This is a genomic window from Streptomyces sp. NPDC050625, from assembly GCF_040654755.1.
Classification (GTDB): Bacteria; Actinomycetota; Actinomycetes; order Streptomycetales; family Streptomycetaceae; genus Streptomyces.
The window spans coordinates 92,657-109,434 of the sequence record NZ_JBFAIQ010000024.1; the positions used below are offsets into that span (position 1 = coordinate 92,657).

Sequence of the window (16,778 nt, forward strand, 5' to 3'; positions counted from 1 at the left end):
GGAAAGTGTGTGAGGCCGACGGGGTGGGCGGCCTCACACACATGGCGGAACGGTTCACACGGTGAGGCGGGTGCCGCGACGCCAGACGGCGCGGGTGTTGAGGGTGTCGGTGATGGTGGTGGTCGGGTCTCCGTCGACGAGGAGGAGGTCGGCGCGCAGGCCCTCGGCGATGCGTCCGCGGTCGCCGAGGCCGAAGCGGCGGGCAGGGGTGGCGGTGGCGGCCCGCAGTGCCTGGGCGGGGGTGAGGCCGGCGCGGACCAGGTACTGCAGTTCGTGGTGGAGGCTGGCGCCGTGGGCAAGGCCGCCCAGGAAGGGCAGGGGCATGGAGACGTCGGTGCCGGCCAGCAGGTCCACGCCGGCGTCGCTGAGGGCCTTCACGGTGGCCAGGACGTCGTCGATCTTGCCCTGGGGGTAGTGGCCGAAGCTGGAGCGCAGGGTCTTGTCCCAGTCGGTGTCGAGGCGTGAGCCGACACGCGGGTCGTCGGCGAGCTCGGTGCCGGTGATGCCCATCATGGAGGCGTTGAGCACGACGCAGGGAACGACGAACATCCTGGCGTCCTTGACAAGGCCGATGATCTCTTCGGTGTGGGGCTGGTCCATGAACAAGTGGACCAGGCCGTCTATGCCTGCCTCGATGGCCATGCGGGTCGCGTCCACGGTCAGGGTGTGGGCGACGGTGAGCATGCCGTGCCTCTTGGCCTCGGCGACGCCGGCGTTCAGGGTGGCCTGGTCGAGCATGGGGAGGCCGGGGTGCCCTTCGACACTGCCGTCGTCGATCATGAACTTGATGTAGTCCGAGCCGCGTTCGATCAGCTGTGGGATGAACGCGACTGCTTCTTCCGGGGTGGTGGAGTGCGGCATCAGCGGGGGAGGCCCGGTCGGCTTCGCGCCTGCGGGCGGACCGGGCCGGAAGTCCTTGGGGAACAGCTCGCTGGGGTGGCCGCCCGGCGGGGTGATGCCGAAGCCGGAGGAGCGCACGTCGGCGACGGTGTCGTCGTCGCTGATGTGGGCACGGTTTTCCCGGGTGTTGGTGCCCTGCATCTCGAGTTCGGTGGTCACACCGAACCGCAGGGCCAGGGCCAGGGCCTCCCGGCTGGTGTGGACGTGGGCGTCGATCAGGCCCGGCAGCAGCGTCGCCCCCCGGCCGTCGACGATCTGTGCCCCGGGTGGTGCCTCGCAGCCGATGCGGGTGATGGACCCGTTCTCGACGAGCACGGTGGTCACGCCGAGTGTGTTCTCGCCGTCGAAGACCTGGGCTCCGGTGATGGCGGTCAGGGACATTGCTTACCTCGATCCTGGAGGGTGCCGAGCCCAAACTATATACCCAAGAGCATGCACATGCGGTCATGCATATGCTGGCTGTCGAAAATATACATGCCAGGAAGAAGTCCGTAGAATGGCTGCATGAGCAGCTTGTCATCGTCCCAGGAGACCGCGAGGGCCCTTCTCGACCAGGTCGGGCCCGCGTTGTCGCGGCTGCGGCGGCGCGCTCCGGGCGGGCGCGGGGACCTCACGCGCAACCTGATCCTGAACGTGGTCGCGGACGCCCCCGGGGAGATGACCGTGGGTGGCGTGGCTACCGAGATGGGGGTCACTCAGCCCGTAGCCAGTCGCACCGTCGCCGCCTGCATCGCCGACGGGCTGCTGCGGCGAGCCGCTTCCCAGGCGGACGGCCGGCGCACCGTCCTTGAACTCACGGACGCCGGCGAAGCCGAGCGCCGCCGCTTCGCCGCGATGCAGCGCGAGGCCTTCGAAGGCATCACCGCGGCATGGGACCCGGACGAGCGCATCCGCTTCGCCCAGTTGCTGGTCCGCTACAGCCAGGACGCCGGCGCATGGTCCGCGGCGCAGGGCCGCCGCAGGGAGGACGGCGCAAGCACCCGCGCGGAGGACTGAATCCCCCCACCACGGCGCGGGATGCCTCCCACGCACGGGCCCTGCCGGCGCCGAACATGTGAGACTCACAGGGTGATTGTCGAACGCGCCTACGTGCATGTGGGCTCATCGAAGGCCGGGGAGTGGCCCTGGTCCATGCCGTGCGTGCGCGACCTCGTGGCCGAGGGACTGCGTTTCACCGCGCCGGTCACCTTTCTCGTCGGTGAGAACGGCTCCGGAAAATCGACCTTGGTCGAGGCCCTCGCGGAAGGGTTCGGTCTGGACTCCTGGGGCGGTTCCCACGACTGGCGCTACGCCAGTCACCGCCCCAAATCGGTGCTGGGCGAGAGGATACGTTTCGGTGCCGCGCCCCAGGGGCGGCGCATGCTGGGCAGTTGGTCCGCCCGCAAAGGGTTCTTCCTGCGCGCCGAGACAGCCCGGGACGCGTTGGTCCGGGAGAGCTTCGCACCGGACTCCGTCAGCCACGGCGAGGGCTTCCTTGCCGCGTTCCGGGGGAAGTTCCTCCAGCCGGGACTGTACGTGCTGGACGAGCCCGAGGCGGCGCTCTCCTTCGCGTCGTGCCTGGAACTGCTCGGTCACGTCGACCAGTTGGTGAAAACCGGGGGCCAGGTCATCTGTGCCACCCACTCCCCGTTGCTGACCGCGCTGCCGGGCGCGGACATCATCGAGGTGGGGGAACACGGCATGCGCCGCACGGCGTGGGAGGAACTCGCACTGGTCGACCACTGGCGCCGCTACCTCGCCGACCCGCAGTCGTATCTTCGCCACATCCTCGGCTGAGAGCCACGCCGCATTGACAAGGCCTGACTTCTCGCGGAGTTCAGCCCGGGCACTCACAGCTCCGCACGGATCACCCCCCGCTCCTTCAGCACCTCGCGCAGTGCGCGCAGAGCGTAGAAGGCGCGGCTCTTGACCGTGCCGGGCGGGATACCGAGGTACTCGGCCGCCTGGGCCACACTGCATTCCAGGTAGTACACGAGCCTGATGACGGTCTGCTGCTGCTCGGGCAGCTCCTGCAGTGCCTCCAGGACGACATGGAGGGTGAGCAAGATGCCGAGACTGTCCGCGGCGTCGTCGAGTTCTTCGACCGGTACCAGCTCCAGCGGCCGGACCTGCCGGGCGCGATGATGGTCGATGACGAGGTTCTTGACCACAGTGAACAGCCAGGGCCGAAGGTGCTCGTCCCGGCCCCGCAGAGTCTCGGCGTTCTTCCAGGCGCGTGTGGCCGTCTCCTGGAGGATGTCCTCCGCCTGGTGCCAGTCGCCGTCCAGCATCCGTGCCGCGTACCGCAGTAACAGGGGACCGTGCTCTTCGTAGACGGTCCGGACCAGGGTGCTGCGGTCGGTGTCCGGCGCAGATCGCCGGGCAGGCGGGCCGCCAAGAGTGAGGACGACGGTCCCCGCTTCCAAGGTCCCGTTCATGGGCTGGCCAATCGTATTCCGGTGAATCTGTGGCGTGTCTCCGACCGGGGGCGGAAGTGGACCACACACTTTCGGCAGAGGCTTGGCGGAACCTTGTCGTTTCCTTGTCGCGTGCGGCGACGCTCTGCGGCGCACAGCCGTCATATGACCGGTTCAACGTCGCGCTCGGCATCAACTGCTCGATGACACCACTCAGATGACTTTCACCCGGCCCCGGATCCCCACCGTGGATCGACGCGGCATCCCCGGTGGTTTCGCATGTGCTCCACGGCCTCGGCGGCCTCGTTCGCTACGCTGTGTCCGTCATTGAGTCGCTTCGGTCGCTGGCAGGGGTGCAGGTGTCTGCTGAGCTGTATGTTTCGAGCAGCGACCCCAAAGGATCCGTTCCCGGTGCACCGGGTGCGACCTCACCGGCCACCGCCAGTTGGTGCGCCAGGCGAGGCCGGCCCGTCCATCCTCTGGCCGCCGGCCGCAAGACTCCCGCCGCGAACTGCGCCGACTGCCGTGCAACGCCTCACACTCCGGCCGAATGCCCGTGCCTTCCGGCAGGACGCTGGTGTCACGGCTTCCACGCCGCCACCCTCGACCAGCGCCGCATCAACCAGTGGTGGGGATCGCACCCGGGCTTCGGCGTTGGTATCGCGTGCGGACCGACCGGCCTGGTGGTCGTCGACATCGATGCCCACCCCGCTCAGCCCCCTGGCCGCGACCGTATCCTTCCCGTCTGGTACCGGGCTGCCGACAACCGCCGGTGGCAGTGCTCCTCGGGATCGAGTCAAGGCCGGGCACTGGCCCGGCAGGTCGACGTCCGCGCCCACGGGGGCCACATCATCGCGCCGGGAACCACGACGGTCCACGGCACGTACACCGCGATCGACGATGTCCGTGAGCCGGCCGTCCTCGCCGCGGGAGGCGGTCGTGCCCGTACCCAGCGGATGCTCACCTCCGTACTCGCTCCCGTGGAAGCCTGTGGTCAAGTCACCGAAGGGGCCGGATTCTCCGACACCCTCAACCGGGCCGCTCACACCGTGGGAGGACTCGTCGCCGCAGGCCGCCTGACCCAGGAGGACGCCGAGCAGGTACTGAGGCAAGCCGCGACCGCGGCCCGCCCCGGGCAGGAGCGCCGCATCGAGCAGATCATTCGCAGTGGTCTGGCCGCCGGTCTGAAGCGCCCCCTGTACACGCGCAGGGGGCGGCCGTGACGACGCCGGGCAAGGAGACGCTCTTCGAATTCGACCCCGCAGTCGTGGCCGCCCAGATCCGGGCACGGGGCAGGCCTGTCCCTCTGCCCGCCCAGACCGATGTCAAGCGGGCTCCCACCAGTGAGGCGACGGAAGCGGGGCTGTTGCCCGACACCCTTTCCGACCGGGGCAACGCCAAACTGTTCGTCAAGCTCTACGCCAACGACTACCGGCACGTGCCCGGCATCGGCTGGTACCGCTGGGACACCACCCGCTGGCAGATCGACGAGGACGACACGGTCCTGTGGGCCGCCGGCGACCTCGCGGAGAACATCGCGACCCACGATCCACGCGGCCACTTCGCGACTCAGACGCTCCAGCAACACCGCCGACGCGCCCTGTCCACCACCGGCATCAACGCGATGCTCACCCAGGCCAAATCCGCCCCCGGCATGGTCCTGAACGCCGTTCTTCTCGACGCCGACCCCTACGGCCTGTGCACGCCGGACGGCATCGTCGATCTGCGTACCGGCCTGGTGAAGACCCCGGATCCCGACAAGGACTTCCACTCACGCTCGACGACGGTCGGTCCCCAGCATGTCCCCACCCCCCGCTGGGCCCGCTTCCTGGCCGACACCTTCGGCGACGACGCCGAAGGCCGCGAGATGATCGACTACCTGCAGCTTCTGCTCGGGTACTCCGTCACCGGGGATGTCGGCGGCCAGGTCCTGCCCTTCCTCTTCGGCTCCGGCAAGAACGGCAAGTCCGTTCTGCTGGACGTACTCATGAAGCTCCTCGGCGACTACGCCGACGCCGCGCCGCCCGGCTTCCTGATGGCCCGCCCCTACGAGGGGCACCCCACCGATCTCGCCGAACTCCATGGACGGCGTGTCATCGTCTGTTCCGAGGTCAAGCCCGGGGACAGGTTCGACGAGGCGCGGGTCAAACTCCTCACCGGTGGCGACCGCATCAAGGCCCGGCGCATGCGCCAGGACTTCTTCAGCTTCGAGCCCACCCACAAGCTGTGGCTGCTGGGCAACCACCGGCCCGAAGTCGGCACGGGCGGCTTCGCCTTCTGGCGTCGCATGCGACTGATCCCGTTCGAGCGTGTGGTCCCCGACGACCGGAAGATCGACAATCTGGCGGACATCCTGGTCACCGAGGAGGGGCCCGGCATCCTCGGCTGGCTCATCGACGGGGCCCGCCGCTACCTCGCCGGCGGCCGTGATCTCACCGGTCCGGAACGTGTTCGTATCGCCACCACCGTCTACGCGGAGACCGAGGACCACACCGGACGCTTCTACGACGAATGCTGTGTCCTCGGTTCGGAGTTGCGCGCCGAACAGACCGCCCTCTACGCCGTCTACCAGGCGTGGTGCCAGAATGAAGGAGCACCAGCCATGTCCTCCAGGGCGTTCGCCGCCCGCACCAGGGAACTGGTCGGGCTGGCCTCGCCCAAGGAGATGATCCTGTCAAACCAGCGCAAGCACTACCCAGGCATCGGACTGCTCACTGACGAGGAAAGGGATGCCCGCCCATGAGCTCCCTGATCACCGAGGACGAGATCAGCCACGAGACGGAGCTGGTCTGGCTGGAAGACGCAGAAGACCTCGACTACGTTCGCCAGAGCCTGGACCGGCTTCCCACCCGCAAGGGCAGGCCCGCCTACCATCGCGATGGCCGCATGGTCGGATACGCCCTGCTGGGACCCACCGCGAAGCCCTCCCGTTCCTCCGGGACCTTCCGCCGGCGCGTCTTCTGGCTCCTGCCCCACGACCGCGACACCGAGCCCGAGGGCCTGTACGCCAAGGGGGCGCCCGCCGAGGCCGTCGACCCCCGCACGCTCGCCCCCCGTATCAAGGGGTACAAGACCGAGCGGTCCGAAGGGGGCCCGCCTTCCACCGCCATGCAGGAACTGGGCATAACCCTGCCGTTGTGATCGCCTGCGGGCTCTTCGGGGAATCGACGCTACAGTGCGGCGTCGGTCCGAGCCTGGCAACGGCGCACCGACTGATCGCTCGTAATCGGCGGCCGGCACTCCGGCCGGCTGGAAGGCATCCGCAGTACACACAACAGGGCTGGTGCGCACTGCTGGCGGGACGAGTTCGACGACCTCCACGTTGCTTTGGGGCAGGAGAACTCCGAGGCCGCCATGCCCCTTGAGGACTTCCTCGGCGAGGTGATGAGTCTGATCGAATCCGAGCCCGCCGCCCACGAAATTCTCGTGGAGCGCGTCAAGTGGCAGCGCAACGCCGCAGCCGAAGGGCGCTACGAGCAGATGCCGGACATGCTCAGCGGACGCCATCGCTCCTGAACCGTGCCGCGGTCATGGGTACCTCGTTCCCGGTTTGGCGCAGCAGCTGCATGTGGACCTGTTGCAACTCGGGTCCCGGGCTGGTGCCGAGCGCCTCGGCGAACAGATGGCGGACCGTCTCGTAGCGGACCAGCGCCTCCGTCGGACGTCCGGCTGCGCACAGTGCCTTCAGCAGGGTCACCCAGGACGTCTCGCGGAACGGGCTGTCCGCCACCAGTCCTTCCGCGGCCAGCATCGCCTGGACTGGACGGCCTTCAGCGAGCAGTAGGCCGGCCCGCAGGTCGAGCGCGGTGCGGCGGAGCTCATCGAGACAGCAAGTCACTTGCTGAGCTACGGGATGCCCCCTCAGCTCGGCGAACGGCTCCCCCCGCCACAGGGCCAGTGCCCTGTCCACAGCCGTCCGCGCCGCGGTCGGCCGGCCTAGTTGCGTAAGACAATGCGCCTGTTCCAGAAATTGTTCGAACAGGGCGGTGTCCCGGTGCTGGGGCGGTACGCGCAGAGCGTATCCGCGGCCGGTGCTGAGCAGCACGGTCGGCTCGCCGGAGACGCCCGGTCCGGTCAGCGCCGCGCGCAGCCGGCATACGTGGGCATGGATCGACGCCGCCGCCGAGGCGGGAGGCCGGTCCCCCCACAAGAGCTCCACGAGACGGCCCACGCTCATGGGGCGTTCATCCTCCAGGAGAAGGCAGAGCAGCAGCGCACGGCGCTGCGGAGGACCGAGATCGACCGGCCCCGAGGCGCTCTCCACCTCGCAGGGGCCGAGCACGCGGAAGAACAAGTGCCGCGGGGCTGGGCGTTCTTGGGTCCCGGTCACAGCTGATGCGGCCTGGTCGTGTCGGCCGACTACGGGCTTGTTCATCGCGCTCGCGCTTTTCGTATCACTGGCAATGGAGTTCGGGCGTCGGGTGAACCGACGCCAGTCCGCCACCGTTCACCAGTCGACAGAGCGTCCCAGGAGCGGTGGAGCGGCACGATGAAGGAATGCATCCGTCATCACCTGCTTGAGGAAGCGGGTCCGGTTGTGCTGCTCGCCGGAGCGACCGACCGGTGACCAGGCACGGCCATGGTGAGGCCTCGTGGATGGACGCACTGGCGGAGGGCGGTGCCTACTGCGCGGCAGTTGTCCGTGACGTCGCCCAGGACGAGGCGCTGCGCCGGGCCGGTGCCCACCCCGACCGGATCACCACCGGAACATGGCGGGATCTGCGACGCGCCATTACAGCGCGGGCCGGTAGCGGGGAATGCGCTGTGGCCGCGTTCGCGATCGGCTGCCACGCACTCCTCGTGGCGGACACCGGCTTCAGGGAGGCGGCCCGGCCGGACCTGTCCGCGGGAACGCTGGCCGTCAGCTGCTGTTGTGATGCCGGCGGCCAGTTCTCGCTCGTGGTCCTGCGGGACGGCAGGCGTGTGGCCGACGGTGGGGCACCCGGGCGCGGGTTCGGCGTAGCGGAATCGCGGCGGGCGCAGGCGGGGGCGGACTTCGCCAACGTGTGGGAAGCCGTGTTCACCCACGATCTGGAGTTGTTGTGCCGCGTCGCGGGTGTCCGGCCGACCCTCGCGGATCTGAGCGGGCTCGCCCGGATCGCCCTTGTCGTTCGGCGGGCGGTCGCCGACCGGATTGATGAGGGCACGTGACGCCGCGAGCTCTACGGCACTAAGGATGCCGGTGGTGCGGCACGTCATGGTCGTCCCCGCTGCTGCAGGTCGGCCGCGACTTCGGCGTACTTGACCAACAGGCGGGCGAACTGGATCCGTTCGGCCGCGGGCCAGTCACGGGTGATGTGCTCGAAAGCCTCGCGCTGTTCACGGGCGAAGCGGTCGCGCAGATCCTTGCCTTCCGGTGTCAGCCGCAGCACGGTACGCCGGCCGTCCTGTTGGGACGCCTCCCGCAGCAGATAGCCGTGCTGGATGCAGTCGGACACCATCCGGCTGGCGACCGACTGGTCGGCACCGAGTTCCTCGGCGACCGTCCCCACCGTCGTCTCGCCGGTGCGCTCGGCCACGACGTTGAGCACCAGGTTGCGGGTGAGGTCCTTGCCGGAAGTGGACGTCCGTCGTCTGAGGCGGAAGAACGCCGGCCCGATGCCGTCCAGTATGGCGTCCTCCGCGTTGCTGCCCCCGTGCCCGTGACTTCTGCCGTTCGTCATGACAGAACCATAAGTATATGTTTCCCATCTAGCAAATGCATGCTCTAATGCATGTCATGTCGGAGGTGAACCGGACCGGAGCCCGTCCCGGTGTGCATGAGAACATAGTGCACAACTCAGTTGTGCACAACTTAACCGAGCGGCCCACGCCGTCGTCAGCCCTGTCGGCTGTTGCGGCGGCAGCCCTCACCGCTCCGGCCGAGCGTCCTCAGGCGTCGGCTCCCACGGCCTGGGCCGGGGCCGCCTCGGCATCCGGTCGTCTCCGGGTGGTGGGAGTGTCCGGGCGGGAGCCTGCCGGCCGCGGCCGTGCCCATGCGGGTCTTGTGCCGGACAGTTTGAGTGATCGTGGTAACGCGAAGTTGTTTGCGGAGCGTTATCGGGATGAGTTTCGTTTTGTTCCGGGTCTGGGTTGGTATCGGTGGTCGGGTTATCGGTGGGTGGTTGATGAGGGGGAGGCGGTGTTGTGGGCGGCGGGGGAGTTGGGGGAGGCGTTGGCGGAGGTGGATCCGCGTGGGCGGTTCGGGGTGTCGGTGTTGCGTGGGCATCGGCAGTGGACGTTGTCGACGCGGGGGATGAAGGCGATGCTCGAGCAGGTGAAGGCTGCGCCGGCGATGGTGTTGCCGGCTGATGTGCTGGATGCGGCTCCGTTTGCGTTGTGCACGCCGGGTGGGGTGGTGGATCTGGTTTCGGGGCGGGTGGGCGGGGGTGATGGGCGTGGTCTGCATTCGCGGGCGACGGCGGTGCCGGTGTGTGCGATGCCGGTGCCGCGGTGGGAGCGGTTTTTGCGGGGGGTGTTCGGGGAGGGGGAGGAGGGTGCGGAGCTGATTGGGTATGTGCAGCGGTTGCTGGGTTATTCGCTGACGGGGGATGTGGGGGCTCAGGTTCTGCCGTTTCTGCATGGTCCGGGGTGCAATGGCAAGAGTGTGCTGCTGGGTGTGGTGCTGAGGTTGTTGGGGGATTATGCGGATGCGGCGCCGCCGGGGTTTTTGATGACGCGGTCGTTCGAGGAGCATCCGGCGGATCTGGCGGAGTTGCATGGGCGGCGGTTGGTGGTGTGTGCGGAGCCGCGGGCCGAGGATCGTCTTGATGAGGCGCGGGTGGCGTTCTTGACGGGTGGGGACCGGATCAAGGCGCGGCGGATGGGGCGGGGGTTTTTCAGTTTTGATCCCACCCACAAGTTGTGGCTGGTGGGGAATCACCGGCCGCAGGTGCTGGTGGGTGGGCCGGCGTTGTGGCGGCGGATACGGCTGGTTCCTCTTCGGCGTGCGGTGGCCGATGAGGGGCGGGTGGCCAATCTTGCGGATGTGCTGGTGGCGGATGAGGGGCCGGGCATCTTGCACTGGATGGTGGCGGGTGCGGGCCGGTACCTGCGCGGGTCGCGTGATCTGAGGGGGCCTTCAGTGGTGCGCAGGGCGACGGCCGCGTACGCCGATACCGAGGATCATGTGGGCCGTTTCCTGGCCGAGTCCTGCCCGGCGGGTGGTGCGGGGGAGGGTGCGCCGGGTGGGTTGTACCGGTGCTACCGGCAGTGGTGCCGGCTGGAGGGGGTGCCCGTGGTGTCCGCCCACGCGTTCGCCGCACGGGCCCGGGAACACCGCCGGCACCCCGCCGCCAACGGCCCACACACCAAGCCCGACACCCCGAACAAGGATCTTTTCCGTGCCCTGTCGGCTGCCGCCACAGCGGCCGGCAGGGCTGACGACCGGTAAGGGGCCTTGCGCGCACCGGTCGTTACTGGCCCCAACGAGGAGTCTGCCCCGGCGGTTCACGGACGGCGTGGGCCGCTCGATTAAGTTGTGCACAACTAAGTTGTGCGCTATGTTCTCGTGCACACCGGGACAGGGTCCACCAACGCAAACCCCAACAGGGCCAAGTCCCCGTCGAAGGAAGGAACTTCCACCATGCGCATCACGAACCTCGCCCGGCCGGCGGGACGGCTCGCCCTCCTCGGCATCACCGCGGGTATCGGGCTGTCCGTCACGGCTGTCACGGCCGTGGGCCTTCCCGGTTCGACCGGCGCGGCGAGCAGCCACCGGCAGCGGCCGACGATTGTGCTGGAACACGGAGCGTTCGCCGACGCCTCCAGCTGGGACGGGGTGGTCCAGCGTCTGGAGCGCGCCGGCTATCCCGTGGTGGCCGCCGCGAACCCGCTGCGCGGTCCGGCGTCCGACGCGGCCTACCTGCGCAGCGTCATCAGCCATGTCGACGGACCCGTGGTCCTGGTCGGCCACTCCTACGGCGGCACCGTGATGAGCCAGGCCGCCGCCCGACTCGGGGGCAAGGTCGAGGCGCTGGTCTACATCGCGGCGTTCCTGCCGGATGCCGGCGAGAGTTCGCTCGGGCTGACGAACAAGTTCCCCGGCAGCACGCTCGGCCAGGCGATCGAGTCGGTCAACTACACGCTCCCGGACGGCACCGAGGGTGCCGACGTCTACATCAAGCCCGACAAGTTCCGTCACCAGTTCGCGGCCGACGTACCGGCCGGCAAGGCGCGGCTCATGGCCGCCGAGCAGCGTCCGATAGCGGCGGCCGCGCTGGAGGAGAAGTCCACCCAGGCCGCCTGGAAGACCATCCCCTCCTGGTCACTGGTCACCACCGAGGACCTGAACATCCCCGTGGCCGCACAGCGCTTCATGTCCGCCCGAGCGCACGCCCACATCACCGAGATCGACGCCTCGCACGCGGTGTCCGTCTCGCACCCGGGCGCCGTCACCCGCGTCATCGAGGACGCCGCGCGGACCGTGCGCTGACCGAGTGCCGCCGAACCCGGCCGTCCCGCCGCCGGCCACGGCCGGCTCCGGCACCGGACCCACGTCCCGCCGTACGTCTCACCAGACCATCCGTCTCATCGCAAACCCACACCGAAAGGCAAGGAAGACCATGCCGTTCATCACCGTTGGCCAGGAGAACTCCAGCGAGATAGAGCTGTACTACGAGGACCACGGCACCGGGCAGCCGGTAGTCCTGATCCACGGCTACCCGCTCGACGGCCACTCCTGGGAGAAGCAGTCCGCGGCCCTGCTGAAGGCCGGCTACCGGGTCATCACCTACGACCGCCGCGGGTTCGGCCGGTCCAGCCAGCCCACCACCGGGTACGACTACGACACCTTCGCCGCAGACCTCAACACCGTCCTGGAGACCCTGGACCTGAGCGACGCCGTCCTCGTCGGCTTCTCCATGGGCACCGGTGAGGTCGGCCGCTACCTCGGCACCTACGGCTCAGCCCGCATCGCCAAGGCCGCCTTCCTCGCCTCCCTCGAACCCTTCCTGCTCAAGACCGACGACAACCCCGAGGGCGTCGACGGCAGCATCTTCGAGGACATCGAGCAGGCCGTCACCGACGACCGCTACGCCTACTTCACCGCCTTCTACAAGGACTTCTACAACCTCGACGAGAACCTCGGCACCCGCATCAGCGAGGAAGCCGTCCGCAACAGCTGGAACGTCGCGGCCGGCGCCTCCTGGTACGCCTCGCTCGCCTGCGTGGCGACCTGGACCACCGACTTCCGCGCCGACGTCTCCAGGATCGACGTGCCCGCACTCATCCTCCACGGCACCGCCGACCGCATCCTGCCCATCGAGGCCACCGCGGAGCCGTTCCACCGCGCGCTCCCGCAGGCCGAGTACGTCGTCGTCGACGGTGCCCCGCACGGTCTGCTGTGGACCCACGCCCAGGAAGTCACCGACGCACTGCTGACCTTCCTGGCCAAGTGACCACAGCGGTGCGCCCGCCCCGCCCGCCCCGCCTGCGGGCGGGGCGGGCCCACCGCTGCGACCGGCCGACGCGGCCAACTTTCGGATCTGGCCCATCCGGTGAACCGAATCCCCCTGCACGCCGTTCCTGCTGCTGAGCCCCCTGTACTCCCCGCCGGGGGGCCCGGCGTGGCGCTCAGCCTCAATTCCCCCGGGTCGCTGGGCGCTGCGTCGTGCCGCCATGCACAGTACGGCGGCACGACGCGGCCGGAGCGGCCCCCGGAGCGGGCGACATTGGGCCAACGGTTGCAAACCGTAAGACCTTCAGCTGTGAAACCCAGATCAGACGGGAACGGTATGGAAACAACGGCGGGTGCGCTGATCGCTCTGGTAGTTGTGCTGCACGTGTATTTCTTGGTCCTGGAGATGTTCCTCTGGGAAGCGGCACCGGGCCGGAAGCTGTCGGGTTTCGACGCCGACACGGCCAGGGCCACCGCACCGCTGGCCGCGAACCAAGGCCTCTACAACGGCTTTCTGGCCGCGGGGCTGCTCTGGGGACTGGTCGCCGGTGATCCGACCGGCTTCCGGGTGCGGGTGTTCTTTCTCGCGTGCGTACTGATCGCCGGCGTGTACGGCGGGTTCACCGCCAACCGTCGCATCCTGATCGCCCAGGCGCTGCCCGGGGCACTGGCGATGGCCGCCGTGCTCGCGGCCCACTGACGCTCTTTCCCGGGCCCGGGCGAATATTCACGACCCATCGACCTTGGAGCTCCGTTGATGAAGATCGCGATAGTCCTCGGCAGTACCCGCACCGGGCGCGCCGGCGAAGCCGTCGCCCACTGGGTGCTGGACCAGAGCCGGCAGCGCACCGACGCGGAGTTCGACCTGATCGATCTTGCCGAGGTGGATCTGCCGCAGATCGACGAACCCGTACCGCCGGCCGCGGGCCTTTACGCCCATCCCTGGACCCGGCGGTGGGCCGCCACCGTCGCGGCGTACGACGGATATGTGTTCGTCACTCCCGAGTACAACCGTTCCTTCCCCGGCGTGCTCAAGAACGCCCTCGACCGCGTTCAGGCCGAGTGGAACGACAAGGCCGCCGGCTTTGTCTCTTACGGTGCGGAGGGGGGCGTGCGCGCGGTCGAGGCGCTGCGCCCGGTCATGGCCGCTCTGCGGCTCGCCGACGTCGCACCCCAGGTCGTCCTGAACCTGCGCACCGACTTCGAGGGATTCGGTACGGCGTTCACGCCCGCGGAGCACCAGGCCCCGGCCCTGATGGTCATGCTCGACGAGCTCATCGCCTGGAGCACCGCCCTGGCCGCCGGCCGCGCCGCCACCGTGGCGGAACAGCCCTGAGCACCGCCCCACGGGACCGGGCCACAGGGCCTAGTCCCACTCATGGAACCGCAGCCAGGACAGAACCGTCGCGGTGTCACCCTCGGGTGCGGGACCGGCCGCTTCGCGGCGGGCCTCCTCGAAACGCCGGCTCGAGTCGAACAGCGAGGCCCAGGTCGCCCGCGCGCAGTGGGCGACCTGGTGGGCCATGCGTTTCAGGTCCGCGTGCTCGCCCGCCCTTGAGAGCGAGATCGCGGCGAGGGCCCGCCCTGACCCTCTCAACGGTGCCGCCACGCAGGTCACTCCGCTGAAGCACTCCTGGCGGTCGTAGGCCACACCCTCGGCGCGCACCGCGGCCAGCTCGCTGTGCAGCGAGTCACCGCTGGTGAGGGTCCGCCGGGTCCGCGGAGCGAGATCCCCGGCGAGGTCCTGCACAACCGCCGTGTCACCGAAGGCCAGCAGAGCCTTGCCCGCCGCGGTGCAGTGGGCGGGAAGCCGCGCGCCGACCTGGTACGGCATGGTCGAATGCCGGGGGTCGCCGATCTGCTCCAGGTAGAGAACCTCACCATGATCGAGTACCGACAAGTGCGCCCACTGGCCGGTGGCTTGGTGCAGGGCGATCAGGTGGGGCAGAGCGGCACGACGCAGCCGGTTGTGGTGGGAGGCGAACGCGCCCAGTTCCAGCAGCCCCAGCCCCAGGTAGTACCTGCGGCCGTCCTTTCCGAGCCACCCGATCTGGACGAGCTGGTCCATCACACGGTGCACGGTGGTCTGCGACAGCCCGGTATGGCGCACCACATCGGTGAGAGTGAGGGTGGAACGCCGGCCTTCGAAGGCGCTCAGGATCCGTGCCGCCTTCTCCAGCAGAGGCAGTCCCGGCGTGCCCGCGTGAGACGGCATGAACGTCCTTTGGGTTCAGAACTCTGCTTCCCGCTCACCGGAAGAATAGCGCCTTTCCGCTCAGCGGAAGAAAGGCAGTTCAGAGCGCCCGGTGCATCCGTAATCTCCGAAGAGCTCACCGCCGACGAGGCATTCCCCCACCACACGTCCTGGAGAAGGTGCATGAGTGAACAAGACGTACTCGCATCGCTACGCCGGCTCGCGCCAGCGATACGCGAGCGGGCGCACGACGCCGAGGCGCGGTGCCGTGTCTCCGACACCACCATCAAGGAGCTGACGGAGGCGGGATTCTTTCGCCTGCTGCAGCCACGGCAGTTCGGAGGCTTCGGGGCCGACCCGGTCAGCTTCTTCGTCTGCCTGCGTGAGCTCGGCCGTGCCTGCGGTTCCACGGGCTGGGTCGCGGGCGTGCTCGGGACCAACGCCTGGCAGCTGGCCCTCTTCGAGCCGCAGGCCCAAGAAGACGTCTGGGGCCCCGACCCGGACACCAGGATCTGCGTCTCGCTGGCGCCGATGGGCAAGGTGACCCGTCTTGCCGACGGCTACCGGCTGTCCGGAAAGTGGAGCTTCTCCTCCGGCAGCGACCACGCCGGCTGGGCCATGCTCGGCGCCATCGTCCGTGACGACGACGGCAATCCCGCGGAGATGCGGACTTTCCTGCTGCCCGCCTCGGACTACCGCGTCCACCCGGTCTGGGACACCGTCGGCCTTCGCGGCACCGGAAGCAACGACATCATCGTCGAGGACGTCTTCGTCCCCGCTCACCGGACCCTCGCCGCCGAGCAGATCGCGTCGTGGAAGCGGCCCGGACACGCCGTGAACTCCGAGCCGGTGTACCGCCTTCCGCTCGGCTCGGTCTTCACCACGTCCATCACCACCCCGATCGTCGGAATGGCCGAGGCGGCCTACGAGGCGTACATGACCGCCATGCGGACCCGCATCCGCGCGTCGGGCGGTGCCCCCGTCGCCGAGGACCCCTTCGCCCAGGTCCGCGCCGGACGGGCCGCCAGTGAGATCGACGCCGCGTGGCTGCAGCTGAGCCGGAACGTCGCCGACCTCTACGAGTGTGTGAAGCGCGGGGAACAGCCGCCCATGCGGCTGAGGACGCGGTTGCGCCGTGACCAGGTCCTGGCCACGGAACGGGCGGTGCGGGCCGTCGACCTGCTGATGGAGAACGCCGGCGGCGGTGCCATGCGCACGGGCGACAACGTGCTCCAGCGTGCCTGGCGCGACGTGCACACAGGCCGGGGCCACATCACCAACGACCCGGAGAAGGCACTGGTGCTCTTCGGCCGGGAGGCCTTCGGCTTCGACGTCAGCGACCCGATGCTGTGACACCGCGGCGAGAGCAACGAGCGTATCTCCGCGCAGGAGGAAAATCATGACCAATCACACAACCGGTACGGCCGCCAGTCGCGAGATCGACCAGCACCAGTTCCGTACCACCATGGGGCGCTTCGCCTCGGGGCTGACAGTCGTGGCCGCCCTCGACGAGAGCGGCCGGCCGGCCGGTCTGGCCTGTCAGTCCTTCTCCTCCCTCTCCCTCGACCCGCCGCTGATCCTGGTGTGCATCGGCAAGGGATCGACGAGCTGGGGACAGATCGAGCCCACCGGCCGGTTCGGCGTCAGCATCCTCGCCGAGGAGCAGAAGGACGTGTGCGCCGCACTCGGCCGCCGCGACCCCGACAAGTTCGACGCCGTTCCCTGGCACACCTCCGAGCACGGCGCCGTCCACATCGACGGCGCACTGGCCACCATCGACTGCCGGATCAGCACGATCCACGAGGCCGGCGACCACGTGGTCGTCATCGGCGAGGTGATCGACCTCGCGGTCCGCAGGGAGGGCGCGCCGCTGCTGTTCTACTGCGGCTCCTACGGCAAGGGATCCTTCTGA

Annotated in this window: 19 protein-coding genes; 14 read left to right on the forward strand and 5 right to left on the reverse strand. The window is 68.9% G+C overall.

Annotated elements, in window-relative coordinates; translation table 11 throughout:
* Positions 1-54: 54 nt before the first annotated feature.
* Positions 55-1,281: an amidohydrolase family protein gene (locus AB0I54_RS36405; RefSeq protein WP_363300545.1), complete on the reverse strand. Its 1,227-nt coding sequence runs from the start codon at positions 1,279-1,281 to the stop codon at positions 55-57.
* 123 nt (positions 1,282-1,404) lie between these two features.
* Between AB0I54_RS36405 and AB0I54_RS36410 the strand changes: the two genes are divergently transcribed.
* Positions 1,405-1,896: a MarR family winged helix-turn-helix transcriptional regulator gene (locus AB0I54_RS36410; RefSeq protein WP_363300546.1), complete on the forward strand. Its 492-nt coding sequence runs from the start codon at positions 1,405-1,407 to the stop codon at positions 1,894-1,896.
* Positions 1,897-1,968: 72 nt separating this feature from the next.
* Positions 1,969-2,676 (forward strand): AAA family ATPase, encoded by a 708-nt coding sequence (locus AB0I54_RS36415; RefSeq protein ID WP_363300547.1) that lies wholly within the window; start codon positions 1,969-1,971, stop codon positions 2,674-2,676.
* Between the two features lie 53 nt (positions 2,677-2,729).
* Here the strand turns inward: AB0I54_RS36415 and AB0I54_RS36420 are convergent, their stop codons facing one another.
* Positions 2,730-3,317 carry a sigma-70 family RNA polymerase sigma factor gene (locus AB0I54_RS36420; RefSeq protein WP_363300548.1) on the reverse strand — a complete coding sequence of 196 codons (588 nt, stop codon included), beginning with the start codon at positions 3,315-3,317 and terminating at the stop codon, positions 2,730-2,732.
* 458 nt (positions 3,318-3,775) lie between these two features.
* Here AB0I54_RS36420 and AB0I54_RS36425 point away from each other — a divergent pair, with 458 nt between their 5' ends.
* From AB0I54_RS36425 to AB0I54_RS36440, 4 genes are all read left to right on the forward strand, one after another.
* A complete protein-coding gene (locus AB0I54_RS36425) occupies positions 3,776-4,519 on the forward strand; it encodes a bifunctional DNA primase/polymerase (protein ID WP_363300579.1) in 744 nt (247 codons plus the stop codon).
* Positions 4,516-6,039 carry a phage/plasmid primase, P4 family gene (locus tag AB0I54_RS36430; RefSeq protein WP_363300549.1) on the forward strand — a complete coding sequence of 508 codons (1,524 nt, stop codon included), beginning with the start codon at positions 4,516-4,518 and terminating at the stop codon, positions 6,037-6,039. Before AB0I54_RS36425 ends, AB0I54_RS36430 begins: the two co-directional genes overlap by 4 nt.
* Positions 6,036-6,437, forward strand: a complete 402-nt coding sequence (locus AB0I54_RS36435) for a DUF6009 family protein (protein ID WP_363300550.1) — start codon at positions 6,036-6,038, stop codon at positions 6,435-6,437. Before AB0I54_RS36430 ends, AB0I54_RS36435 begins: the two co-directional genes overlap by 4 nt.
* Before the next feature lie 213 nt (positions 6,438-6,650).
* On the forward strand, positions 6,651-6,812 hold the full coding sequence (locus tag AB0I54_RS36440; protein ID WP_363300551.1) for a hypothetical protein: 162 nt from the start codon (positions 6,651-6,653) through the stop codon (positions 6,810-6,812).
* Here the strand turns inward: AB0I54_RS36440 and AB0I54_RS36445 are convergent.
* Positions 6,790-7,671, reverse strand: coding sequence for an AfsR/SARP family transcriptional regulator (locus AB0I54_RS36445; RefSeq protein ID WP_363300552.1), 882 nt, complete (start codon positions 7,669-7,671; stop codon positions 6,790-6,792). The two genes, AB0I54_RS36440 and AB0I54_RS36445, sit on opposite strands and share 23 nt — an antisense overlap.
* Positions 7,672-7,892: 221 nt before the next feature.
* Between AB0I54_RS36445 and AB0I54_RS36450 the strand changes: the two genes are divergently transcribed.
* The gene (locus AB0I54_RS36450; protein WP_363300553.1) at positions 7,893-8,447 is read left to right on the forward strand and encodes a hypothetical protein; all 555 of its coding nucleotides are present in this window, start codon (positions 7,893-7,895) and stop codon (positions 8,445-8,447) included.
* Positions 8,448-8,491: 44 nt separating this feature from the next.
* Here AB0I54_RS36450 and AB0I54_RS36455 read toward each other — a convergent pair whose 3' ends face one another.
* Complete coding sequence (locus AB0I54_RS36455; protein ID WP_363300554.1) at positions 8,492-8,959, reverse strand: MarR family winged helix-turn-helix transcriptional regulator; 468 nt, start codon at positions 8,957-8,959, stop codon at positions 8,492-8,494.
* A gap of 56 nt (positions 8,960-9,015) precedes the next feature.
* On the opposite strand from AB0I54_RS36455, the gene AB0I54_RS36460 reads away from it, so the two are divergent.
* From AB0I54_RS36460 to AB0I54_RS36480, 5 genes are all read left to right on the forward strand, one after another.
* The gene (locus tag AB0I54_RS36460) at positions 9,016-10,668 is read left to right on the forward strand and encodes a phage/plasmid primase, P4 family (protein ID WP_363300555.1); all 1,653 of its coding nucleotides are present in this window, start codon (positions 9,016-9,018) and stop codon (positions 10,666-10,668) included.
* A 192-nt stretch (positions 10,669-10,860) separates the two neighbouring features.
* Entirely contained in the window at positions 10,861-11,709 is an 849-nt protein-coding gene (locus AB0I54_RS36465) for an alpha/beta hydrolase (protein ID WP_363300556.1), read from the forward strand.
* A 130-nt stretch (positions 11,710-11,839) separates the two neighbouring features.
* Positions 11,840-12,673 carry an alpha/beta hydrolase gene (locus tag AB0I54_RS36470; protein ID WP_363300557.1) on the forward strand — a complete coding sequence of 278 codons (834 nt, stop codon included), beginning with the start codon at positions 11,840-11,842 and terminating at the stop codon, positions 12,671-12,673.
* Positions 12,674-13,009: 336 nt separating this feature from the next.
* Positions 13,010-13,372, forward strand: coding sequence for a DUF1304 domain-containing protein (locus AB0I54_RS36475; protein ID WP_363300558.1), 363 nt, complete (start codon positions 13,010-13,012; stop codon positions 13,370-13,372).
* Between the two features lie 54 nt (positions 13,373-13,426).
* Positions 13,427-14,008: an NAD(P)H-dependent oxidoreductase gene (locus AB0I54_RS36480; protein ID WP_363300559.1), complete on the forward strand. Its 582-nt coding sequence runs from the start codon at positions 13,427-13,429 to the stop codon at positions 14,006-14,008.
* 30 nt (positions 14,009-14,038) lie between these two features.
* Here the strand turns inward: AB0I54_RS36480 and AB0I54_RS36485 are convergent, their stop codons facing one another.
* The gene (locus AB0I54_RS36485; RefSeq protein ID WP_363300560.1) at positions 14,039-14,887 is read right to left on the reverse strand and encodes an IclR family transcriptional regulator; all 849 of its coding nucleotides are present in this window, start codon (positions 14,885-14,887) and stop codon (positions 14,039-14,041) included.
* Between the two features lie 162 nt (positions 14,888-15,049).
* Between AB0I54_RS36485 and hsaA the strand changes: the two genes are divergently transcribed.
* Complete coding sequence (hsaA, locus tag AB0I54_RS36490) at positions 15,050-16,219, forward strand: 3-hydroxy-9,10-secoandrosta-1,3,5(10)-triene-9,17-dione monooxygenase oxygenase subunit (protein WP_363300561.1); 1,170 nt, start codon at positions 15,050-15,052, stop codon at positions 16,217-16,219.
* A gap of 46 nt (positions 16,220-16,265) precedes the next feature.
* Positions 16,266-16,778, forward strand: coding sequence for a flavin reductase family protein (locus AB0I54_RS36495; protein WP_363300562.1), 513 nt, complete (start codon positions 16,266-16,268; stop codon positions 16,776-16,778).